Annotated in this window: 11 protein-coding genes; all 11 read right to left on the bottom strand. The window is 75.1% G+C overall.

Going from position 1 to position 6,461, the window contains the following annotated elements; genetic code table 11:
• Window positions 1–404 (bottom strand): magnesium chelatase domain-containing protein (locus IDM29_RS13655; protein ID WP_304518692.1); only part of this gene is annotated, 404 nt, incomplete at its 3' end.
• Window positions 404–760, bottom strand: coding sequence for a YraN family protein (locus tag IDM29_RS13660; protein ID WP_182113564.1), 357 nt, complete (start codon window positions 758–760; stop codon window positions 404–406). The genes IDM29_RS13660 and IDM29_RS13655, both read right to left, overlap by 1 nt.
• Before the next feature lie 117 nt (window positions 761–877).
• The gene (locus tag IDM29_RS13665; protein ID WP_182113563.1) at window positions 878–1,201 is read right to left on the bottom strand and encodes a DUF2469 domain-containing protein; all 324 of its coding nucleotides are present in this window, start codon (window positions 1,199–1,201) and stop codon (window positions 878–880) included.
• The gene (locus IDM29_RS13670; protein WP_255491811.1) at window positions 1,198–1,974 is read right to left on the bottom strand and encodes a ribonuclease HII; all 777 of its coding nucleotides are present in this window, start codon (window positions 1,972–1,974) and stop codon (window positions 1,198–1,200) included. Before IDM29_RS13670 ends, IDM29_RS13665 begins: the two co-directional genes overlap by 4 nt.
• Window positions 1,971–2,750 (bottom strand): signal peptidase I, encoded by a 780-nt coding sequence (gene lepB / locus IDM29_RS13675; RefSeq protein WP_182113562.1) that lies wholly within the window; start codon window positions 2,748–2,750, stop codon window positions 1,971–1,973. The genes IDM29_RS13670 and lepB overlap by 4 nt, the downstream gene beginning before the upstream one ends.
• A gap of 103 nt (window positions 2,751–2,853) precedes the next feature.
• Window positions 2,854–3,213 carry a 50S ribosomal protein L19 gene (rplS, locus tag IDM29_RS13680; protein WP_182113561.1) on the bottom strand — a complete coding sequence of 120 codons (360 nt, stop codon included), beginning with the start codon at window positions 3,211–3,213 and terminating at the stop codon, window positions 2,854–2,856.
• A 213-nt stretch (window positions 3,214–3,426) separates the two neighbouring features.
• Window positions 3,427–4,263, bottom strand: coding sequence for a tRNA (guanosine(37)-N1)-methyltransferase TrmD (gene trmD / locus IDM29_RS13685; RefSeq protein ID WP_182113560.1), 837 nt, complete (start codon window positions 4,261–4,263; stop codon window positions 3,427–3,429).
• Between the two features lies 1 nt (window position 4,264).
• Window positions 4,265–4,798: a ribosome maturation factor RimM gene (gene rimM, locus IDM29_RS13690; protein WP_182113559.1), complete on the bottom strand. Its 534-nt coding sequence runs from the start codon at window positions 4,796–4,798 to the stop codon at window positions 4,265–4,267.
• A 115-nt stretch (window positions 4,799–4,913) separates the two neighbouring features.
• Window positions 4,914–5,153 (bottom strand): RNA-binding protein, encoded by a 240-nt coding sequence (locus IDM29_RS13695; protein WP_182113558.1) that lies wholly within the window; start codon window positions 5,151–5,153, stop codon window positions 4,914–4,916.
• The gene (gene rpsP / locus IDM29_RS13700) at window positions 5,153–5,587 is read right to left on the bottom strand and encodes a 30S ribosomal protein S16 (RefSeq protein ID WP_182113557.1); all 435 of its coding nucleotides are present in this window, start codon (window positions 5,585–5,587) and stop codon (window positions 5,153–5,155) included. The genes IDM29_RS13695 and rpsP overlap by 1 nt, the downstream gene beginning before the upstream one ends.
• A 178-nt stretch (window positions 5,588–5,765) precedes the next feature.
• The coding region (locus IDM29_RS13705) for an MFS transporter (RefSeq protein ID WP_188037644.1) at window positions 5,766–6,461 on the bottom strand (696 nt) is incomplete at its 5' end.

Consider the following 6,461-nt stretch of genomic DNA (forward strand, 5'->3'; position numbering starts at 1 on the left):
GGGAAGCCGGCGGCGACCGCGGCCGCGACGGCCGGGAGGACGCCGCGCACGGGCCGCAGGCGGCCGTCGAGCCCCAGCTCGCCGAGGTGCACCCGGTCCGCCGTCCGGGCGGGGTCGCAGACGCCGGCGCCCGCGAGCACCGCGACCGCGATCGCCAGGTCGAAGGACGCGCCGCCCTTGGGCAGCGACGCCGGGGAGAGGTTGACCGTGATGCGGCGCGACGGCCAGCCGAGCCCCGAGGAGGTCACGCCGGCCCGCACGCGGTCGCGCGCCTCCGCGAGGGAGGCGTCGGGCAGGCCGACGAGCGAGAACCCGGGCAGGGACGCCGCCAGGTGCGCCTCGACCTCGACGAGGTGCCCGGTGAGGCCGACGAGGCAGACGGCGCGCGTGCGCCCCAGCCCCATCACGCGACCCCGGTCAGGTGCTCGACCGTCGCGGCACCGCGCCGGGCGGTCCGCACCGCGACGACGTCGATCCGCACGCTGCGCGGGTGCAGCTCGTGCGCGTCCAGCCACTGGGCGGCGAGGCGCCGCAGACGCGCCAACTTCGCGGGCGTCACCGCCTCGGCCGGGTGCCCGAAGCCGTCGCCGGAGCGCGTCTTGACCTCGACCACGACCAGCTCGTCACCGTGCAGGGCGACGATGTCGAGCTCCCCCGACGGCCCGCGCCAGTTCCGGTCCACCACCTGCCAGCCCGCGGCCGCGAGGTAGGACGCCGCGACGTTCTCCCCGTAGCGCCCGACGGCGTCCTTGGCTCTCATCCGAGACCACCTCCGCCCCGCACGCTGGCAGCGCGGCGGGGGCGGCGGGCGCCGGGACCCTCGGTGCTGTGGACGACGGCGACCGCGCGCACCCTGGGGACGGGCGGGCGGAGCTCGTCAGCGGCGGAAGGTGCCGCCGTCGGGCAGGTCGAGCTCCGTCTTGGCGAGCTCCTCGACGTTGACGTCCTTGAAGGTCACCACGCGGACGGACTTCACGAACCGCGCCGACCGGTAGACGTCCCACACCCAGGCGTCGTTGAGGGTGAGCTCGAAGTACACCTCGCCGGCGGCGGAGCGCACCTGCAGGTCGACCTGGTTGGCCAGGTAGAAGCGCCGCTCGGTCTCGACCACGTAGGAGAAGACGCCCACGACGTCCCGGTACTCGCGGTAGAGCGCGAGCTCCATGTCGGTCTCGTAGTTCTCCAGGTCCTCCGCGCTCACGCGTCCATCATGGACCATCGCAGGGCCTCGTCCGGTCGCGGCGCCGCCGCCGGAGCCCCGAGCTCGGCCAGCACGTCCGCCGTCGGCAGCCGCCAGCTGCGTCGGTGCAGGGGCGTGGGCCCGAGGTCGCGCAGGGCCCGGACGTGCTCGGACGAGCCGTAGCCCTTGTTCTCCTCCCACCCGAACGCGGGGTGCTGCCGCGCGAGCTCGACCATCCGGGCGTCGCGCTCGCACTTGGCGAGCACGCTCGCCGCGGCGACCGAGGCACAGGTGCGGTCGGCCTTGACCCGGGTCCGGACGGCGAGGCCGCCGTGGCGCACGTCGCCGGCGACGGCGGGCGCGTCCGGGTCGTCCTCGAACAGCGAGGCCTGCGCGGGCGGGGACAGCCAGTCGTGGGACCCGTCGAGCAGCACGAGGTCCGGCTCGACCCCGCACGCCACCAGCGCGTCGAGCGCGCGGTGCCCCGCGAGGCGGAGGGCGGCGATGATCCCGAGCGCGTCGATCTCCTCGGGCTGCGCGTGCCCGACGGCGCGCGCCAGCCCCCAGCGACCCAGGGCCGGCAGCAGCCGCTGGCGGGCCAGGGGCGTCAGGAGCTTGGAGTCCGCGACGCCCTGCGGGCAGGTGCGGGTCGTGAGGTCCACCGCGACGGCGCCGACGCTCACGGGTCCGGCGAGCGCGCCGCGGCCCACCTCGTCCATGCCGACGACGACGCGCGCCCCGGCGCGCAGCAGGGCGCGCTCGTGGCGCAGGTCCGGCCGGACCTGCGGGCTCACGGAGTGCCCTGCCCGCTCTCCGGCACGTCCGCGAAGGTGGCGCCGGGGTTGCGCAACGCGTGCCAGCGGTCCACGGGCCACACCGTCACGAAGGCCACGCCGACGACGTTGTCGAGCGGGATGCTGCCGCCGCCGGGCGCGCCCTGCTTGTAGCGGGAGTCCTGGGAGTTCTGCCGGTTGTCGCCCATGACCCACAGCCGGCCCTCGGGGACCTCGGTCGTGAACTCGATCTCGCTCGGCAGGGCGCCGTCGGCCAGGTACGGCTCGTCCAGCGGGACGCCGTTGACCGTGAGGCGGCCCTCGGCGTCGCAGCAGGCGACCGTGTCCCCGGGCAGCCCGATGACGCGCTTGATGAGGTGCTCGCCGGAGTCCTGCGGCACGAGCCCGACGTACGTCAGCACGTCGTTGACGACCGTCCGCCAGCCGGGGGGCGTGGGCTCCGACGGCGGGAGCCAGCCGCCGGGGTCCTTGAAGACGACGATGTCACCCCGGTGCACGTCCAGCGGGCCGGGGGCGAGCTTCGTCACCAGCACGCGGTCCCCGACCATCAGGGTCTGCTCCATCGAGCCGGTCGGGATGAAGAACGCCTGGACGAGGAACGTCTTGATGACGAGCGAGAGCACGAGCGCGCTCACGACGATGATCGCCGTCTCCTTGAGCCACGCGGCCAGCCCGCCGCGACGGCGTTCGCGGCGCGGCGTCCCGTCGGCGGGGGTGGCGGCCTCGTCCTCGGGGGCGCCCCGTCGGCGGTGCTGGGCGGCGGCTCGAGACGTCACCGGACCACTGTGCCATGCCGACCTGGGTGCCACGGCCGGGACGCCGACGGGCGGCCACCCCTGAGGGGTGACCGCCCGTCGGTCGAGAGCTGAAACGCGGTGCTCAGCGGGGAGCCGGCGTCTCGCGCTTCTCCTTGATCTTGGCCTTCTTGCCGCGCAGCTTGCGGAGGTAGTACAGCTTCGCGCGGCGCACGTCACCGCGCGTGACGACCTCGACGCTGTCCAGCGACGGGGAGTGGACCGGGAACGTGCGCTCGACACCGACGCCGAAGCTCACCTTGCGGATGGTGAACGTCTCGCGGACGCCGCCGCCCTGGCGCGCGATGACGACACCCTGGAACGCCTGGATGCGGGAGCGCGAGCCCTCGACGACCTTGACGTTGACCTTGAGCGTGTCACCGGGGCGGAAGTCCGGGATGTCGGAACGCAGCGAGGCCGCGTCGACCGAGTCGAGAATGTGCATGGTGTCACTCCTCAGCGCTGCCACAGGTCAGGCGCGTCATGATGGGCAGCACGGCTGCCTGGTCGGAACAGGTGGTGGGTCCGTCTCCGCCGGCGGGGCGGGCCTCGCGACGACCCTGACGGGATCACGTGCCGCGAGGTGGCTGGACCGCCTCCCCTGTGGCAGAGACGAGCCGACGTACCGCCCGCCAGTGTGCCACACGAGCCCCGGCCCTCACGACTCCGGGCCGGCCTCGCCCTCGGGACGCGCCGGCTCCGGCCCCGCGGGGCCCACGTGCCACCCGAGCCGCTCGAGCAGCGCGCGGTCCGCGGCGTCGAGCTCGTCCGGCACGAGGCGCCGCAGGAGGTCCGGACGCCGCTGCGCGGTCCGCTCGAGCGCCCGGTCGCGACGCCAGCGCTCGATGCGCGCGTGGTGCCCGGAGAGCAGGACGTCGGGCACGTCCATCCCCCGCCAGCTGGGCGGACGCGTGAAGACCGGGTACTCCAGCAGGCCGGCGGCCCCGTGCGACTCCTCGACGAGGGACTGCGGGTTGCCCACCACGCCCGGCAGCAGCCGCGCGACCGCCTCCACGACGACGAGCGCCGCCACCTCTCCCCCGTTGAGGACGTAGTCCCCGATCGACAGCTCGGTGACGCGCACGCCGGCTGCGCGGTAGTGGTCGGCCACGCGCGCGTCGATGCCCTCGTAGCGGCCGCAGGCGAGCACGACGTGGCCCACCCCGGCGAGCCGCTCGGCCGTGCGCTGGGTGAAGAGCTCGCCCGACGGCGTCGGCACGACGAGCTCGACGTCGCCCGGGGCGAGGGAGCCGGAGGCCGCGTCGCCCAGGCCGAGCACGTCGTCGACGGCGGCCCCCCACACGTCGGGGCGCATCACCATGCCGGCGCCGCCGCCGAGCGGGGTGTCGTCGACGGTGCGGTGGCGGTCCGTCGTCCAGTCCCGCAGGTCGTGCACGCGCAGGTCGAGGATCCCCGTCGTGCGCGCCTTGCCGACGAGCGAGAGGTCCAGGGCCGCGAGGTACTCGGGGAAGATCGTGACGACGTCGACGCGCACGTCAGTCCCCGTCGATCTCGTCGTCGTCCACCGGGTCGCTCGCCAGGAGGCCCCGCGGCGGGTCGAGCACGACCCGTCCGCCCGCGACGTCGACGACCGGCACGATCGCGCGCACGAAGGGCACCAGGGTCCGGGCCCCGCCGGTCTCGCGCACGAGGAGGGCGTCCTGGGCCGGCAGGTGCTCGAGGCCCACGACCTCACCGACCACCGTGCCGTCCTCGAGCTCGACCCGCAGGCCCGCGAGCTCGTAGGGGTACCAGGCGTCCTCCTCGTCGGACGCGTCGACCTCCACGACGAGCTCCACGCCGCGCAGCTGCTCGGCCGCCGTGCGGTCGGCGGCCTCGGCGAACCTCACGTACCAGCGCCCCTGCATGTCGCGCGCGTGGGTCACGGTCAGCGGCCCCGCCTGGGCCGGGACGGTGCGCAGCACGGAACCGACCGCGAACCGCTCGGCCGGCGTGTCCGTCCGCACGTCGAGGGACACCTCGCCGCGCAGCCCGTGCGCGCGTCCCACCGTCGCGACCGTGAGCTGCATGAGTCCTCCTCGTCGGGTGCCGGCGCCTGCCGGTCGGTCGTCCGGCCGGTGCCGGACAGGGGTCAGGCCCGGCCCCAGGGTAGGGGCCGGGCCTGACGACTGCGTTCGAGCCTGCTCAGCGCCGGTCGACGTCCACGACGTCGACCCGCACCGCGCCATCGGGCGACAGCGCGCCGACCACCGTGCGCAGTGCGCGGGCGGTGCGGCCGCTGCGACCGATGACCCGACCGAGGTCCTCGGGGTGCACCCGGACCTCGAGGAGCTCACCACGGCGCAGCGAGCGCGCCGTGACCCGGACGTCGTCCGGGTGGTCCACGATGCCGCGGACCAGGTGCTCCAGGGAGTCGGCGAGCATCAGGCCTGGTCCTCGGCGGGCGCCTCGGCAGCCGGGGCGGCGGCAGCGGCGTCGGCCGCGGCCTTCTTCTCGGCGGCGCTGGCCTTGGCCTTCTCGGCGGCGTCGGCGGCAGCGGCGATCGCGGCGGCCGCGTCGGCCGTGCCCTCCTTCACGCGGAGGGTGCCCTCCGTGCCCGGGAGACCCTTGAACTTCTGCCAGTCACCCGTGATCTTGAGCAGGACCTGCACCTGCTCGGTCGGCTGGGCGCCGACACCGAGCCAGTACTGCGCGCGGTCCGAGTCGACCTCGATGAACGAGGGCTCCTCCGTGGGGTGGTACTTGCCGATCTCCTCGATGACGGCCCCGTCGCGCTTGGCGCGGGAGTCGGCGACGACGATGCGGTAGTACGGCGCCCGGATCTTGCCGAGACGCTTCAGACGGATCTTGACGGCCACAGTGGTGGTCTCTCCTGGTTCTGCTGCGGGTGGTCGGCACGCACCGGCCCGTGGGGTAGGTGACGCGTGCTGACCGAGGGACGCGGCGGCGGGCGGGTAGAGGGGCCGTCCGTGCCGGGTACAGCAGGCCATTGTGCCAGATGCCCGGCCCCGGCGTGCCCCCTGCCCGGCCGCGGGATCAGGTGGGCGCGACGACGTCCTCGGGCAGCGCCCGGCCGCGGAGCTCCGGCAGGCCGAGAGCGGCCACGGCGGACACGACGAACGCCGCGGCGAAGGCACCGAAGGTGAGCGCCTGGCCGCCGGCCACCAGGAGCGGCGGCACCGCGAGCGGGGCGAGGATCGAGGCGATGCGCCCGAAGCCGGCGGCCCACCCGGAGCCCGTGCCCCGCAGCGCCGTCGGGTAGATCTCGGGCGTGACGGCGTACAGCGCGCCCCACGCGCCGAGGTTGAAGAACGAGAGGAGCATCCCGGCGACGAGCACGGCGGTGGTGCTGTCCGCGGCACCGAAGAGCGCCGCGGCGCCGGCGGAGCCCACGAGGAAGGAGGCGAGCGTCGCCCGCCGCCCCCACACCTCGATCAGCAGGGCCGCGACCGCGTACCCCGGCAGCTGGGCGAGCGTGATGACGAGCGTGTACCCGAACGACTGCACGAGCGAGTAGCCCTGCTCGACGAGCAGCGACGGCAACCAGATGAACGCGCCGTAGTACGCGAAGTTCACGCCGAACCACACGACCCAGGCCGCGAGCGTGCGCCGCCGCATCGTCCGCGACCACAGCGCGCCCGGGCCTGCGGCCGGCGCCGCCGGGCCGCGGGCCCCGGATCCGGGGGACGCCGTCGGGTCGCCCGGCGGCGACGCCACCCCCGCCGAGGCCTC

The organism is Actinotalea sp. JY-7885 (assembly GCF_014525465.1).
Lineage (GTDB): Bacteria > Actinomycetota > Actinomycetes > Actinomycetales > Cellulomonadaceae > Actinotalea.

Coding starts and splice junctions, on each gene's coding strand:
- rplS (WP_182113561.1), bottom strand. CDS start 3,213: ATGCACATTCTCGACTCGGTCGACGCGGCCTCGCTGCGTTCCGACATC.
- IDM29_RS13660 (WP_182113564.1), bottom strand. CDS start 760: ATGAGAGCCAAGGACGCCGTCGGGCGCTACGGGGAGAACGTCGCGGCG.
- IDM29_RS13695 (WP_182113558.1), bottom strand. CDS start 5,153: ATGCTCGCCGACTCCCTGGAGCACCTGGTCCGCGGCATCGTGGACCAC.
- rimM (WP_182113559.1), bottom strand. CDS start 4,798: ATGCAGCTCACGGTCGCGACGGTGGGACGCGCGCACGGGCTGCGCGGC.